Source organism: Bacteroides sp. RTP21281st1_H5_RTP21281_210402 (genome assembly GCF_040918965.1).
GTDB classification, from domain to species: Bacteria; Bacteroidota; Bacteroidia; order Bacteroidales; family Bacteroidaceae; genus Bacteroides; species Bacteroides congonensis.
Window position 1 is genome coordinate 1 of sequence record NZ_JBCOWR010000045.1, and the last position, 2324, is coordinate 2324.

At 47.7% G+C, this 2324-nt stretch carries 2 tRNA genes and 1 rRNA gene; all 3 read right to left on the reverse strand.

What is annotated here, in order from left to right:
* A 23S ribosomal RNA gene (locus AB5443_RS25180) occupies positions 1 to 2014 on the reverse strand; the annotation flags it as partial.
* Between the two features lie 143 nt (positions 2015 to 2157).
* Positions 2158 to 2231, reverse strand: a tRNA-Ala gene (locus AB5443_RS25185).
* A 17-nt stretch (positions 2232 to 2248) separates the two neighbouring features.
* Positions 2249 to 2322: transfer RNA gene (locus AB5443_RS25190), tRNA-Ile, on the reverse strand.
* Positions 2323 to 2324 lie beyond the last annotated feature (2 nt).

The window sequence follows — 2324 nt, forward strand, 5'->3', positions numbered from 1 at the left end:
TGAGACAGTGTCCAGATCATTACACCATTCGTGCAGGTCGGAACTTACCCGACAAGGAATTTCGCTACCTTAGGACCGTTATAGTTACGGCCGCCGTTTACTGGGGCTTCAATTCAATGCTTCTCTTGCGATGACATCTCCTCTTAACCTTCCAGCACCGGGCAGGTGTCAGGCTGTATACGTAATCTTTCAATTTGGCACAGCCCTGTGTTTTTGTTAAACAGTTGCCTGGACCTATTCTCTGCGCCCAACTCTCGTTGGGACCCTTTATCCCGAAGTTACAGGGTCAATTTGCCTAGTTCCTTAACCGTGAATCACTCAAGCGCCTTAGTATATTCAACCCGACTACGTGTGTCCGTTTGCGGTACGGGTACCTTAATGATTAAGTTTAGCGGATTTTCTTGGGAGTATGATTACACGCACTATTGGATTGTTCCGAAGAACGTTCCATACTATCAGGTTCGACTCTTGCGGTGGATTTGCCTGCCACAATCAACGTCTACACCCTTCAACGGACTATTCCGTCAGTCCGCGGCGCTGTCACTGCTCCGTCTCCACGTCACTCATCAAGGTAGTACAGGAATATTAACCTGTTCTGCCATCGGCCTCACCGTTCGGCTGAGCCTTAGGACCCGACTAACCCTGATCCGATTAGCGTTGATCAGGAAACCTTAGTCTTTCGGCGAGGGGGTTTCTCACCCCCTTTATCGTTACTTATACCTACATTTGCTTTTCCACACGCTCCAGCATACCTTACGGTACACCTTCGACGCGGAGTGGAATGCTCCCCTACCGATGTTAGTGTTTAGTTAACATCCCATAGCTTCGGTAAATTGCTTGATGCCCGATTATTATCCACGCCAAACTCCTCGACTAGTGAGCTGTTACGCACTCTTTAAATGAATGGCTGCTTCCAAGCCAACATCCTAGCTGTCTTAGCAATCTGACTTCGTTAGTTCAACTTAGCAATTATTTGGGGACCTTAGCTGATGGTCTGGATTCTTCTCCTTTCGGACATGGACCTTAGCACCCATGCCCTCACTCCTGTGATAGAACTAATGCGCATTCGGAGTTTATCAAGACTTGATAGGCGGTGAAGCCCTCGCATCTTATCAGTCGCTCTACCTCACATTAGTAACTCACAAGGCTGCACCTAAATGCATTTCGGGGAGTACGAGCTATCTCCAAGTTTGATTAGCCTTTCACCCCCACCCTCAGGTCATCCGGAAGCTTTTCAACGCTTATCGGTTCGGTCCTCCAGTTAGTGTTACCTAACCTTCAACCTGCCCAAGGGTAGATCACTTGGTTTCGCGTCTACTCCTTCCGACTAATCGCCCTGTTAAGACTCGCTTTCGCTTCGGCTTCATGTCTTGAGACACTTAACCTTGCCGGAAAAAGTAACTCGTAGGTTCATTATGCAAAAGGCACGCCGTCACTCCTTACGGAGCTCCGACCGCTTGTAGGCGCACGGTTTCAGGGACTATTTCACTCTTCTGTTCGAAGTTCTTTTCACCTTTCCTTCACAGTACTGGTTCACTATCGGTCTCTCGGGAGTATTTAGCCTTACCGGATGGTCCCGGCAGATTCACGCAAGATTTCTCGTGTCCCGCGCTACTCAGGATACCACTACGCTTCATTTAGCTTCATATACCGGGCTATCACCGTCTATGGCCCCATTTTCCAAAGGGTTCTATTCACTAAACTTCATGCGACATCGTGGTCCTACAACCCCAATATTGCCGTAACAACATTGGTTTGGGCTAATCCCCGTTCGCTCGCCACTACTAGGGGAATCATTATTATTTTCTTTTCCTGCAGGTACTAAGATGTTTCAGTTCCCTGCGTTAGCTTCCATCAAGGATGGATGACATTCCTTCAGAATGCCGGGTTGTCCCATTCGGAAATCTTCGGATCAAAGGTTATTTGCACCTACCCGAAGCTTATCGCAGCTTATCACGTCCTTCATCGCCTCCGAGAGCCAAGGCATCCGCCATGCGCCCTTGCTTACTTTCTTTCAAACTGACTTCTCGCTGTATTTCACTATTGATAGTGTATACCTGGAGAACGTACGGTTCGATATATACTTTTAGCTCTTTACTAAAATTTTACTTTTTGTTTTCATCATGTCAAAGATCGTTTTCTCATTTTCAGAGAGAGTGGAGAATAACGGATTCGAACCGTTGACCCTCTGCGTGCAAGGCAGATGCTCTAGCCAGCTGAGCTAATCCCCCGTAAGAGTTATTCGGAGTAGTCCCAGGCAGAGTTGAACTGCCGACCTCTACATTATCAGTGTAGCGCTCTAACCAACTGAGCTATAGGACTAG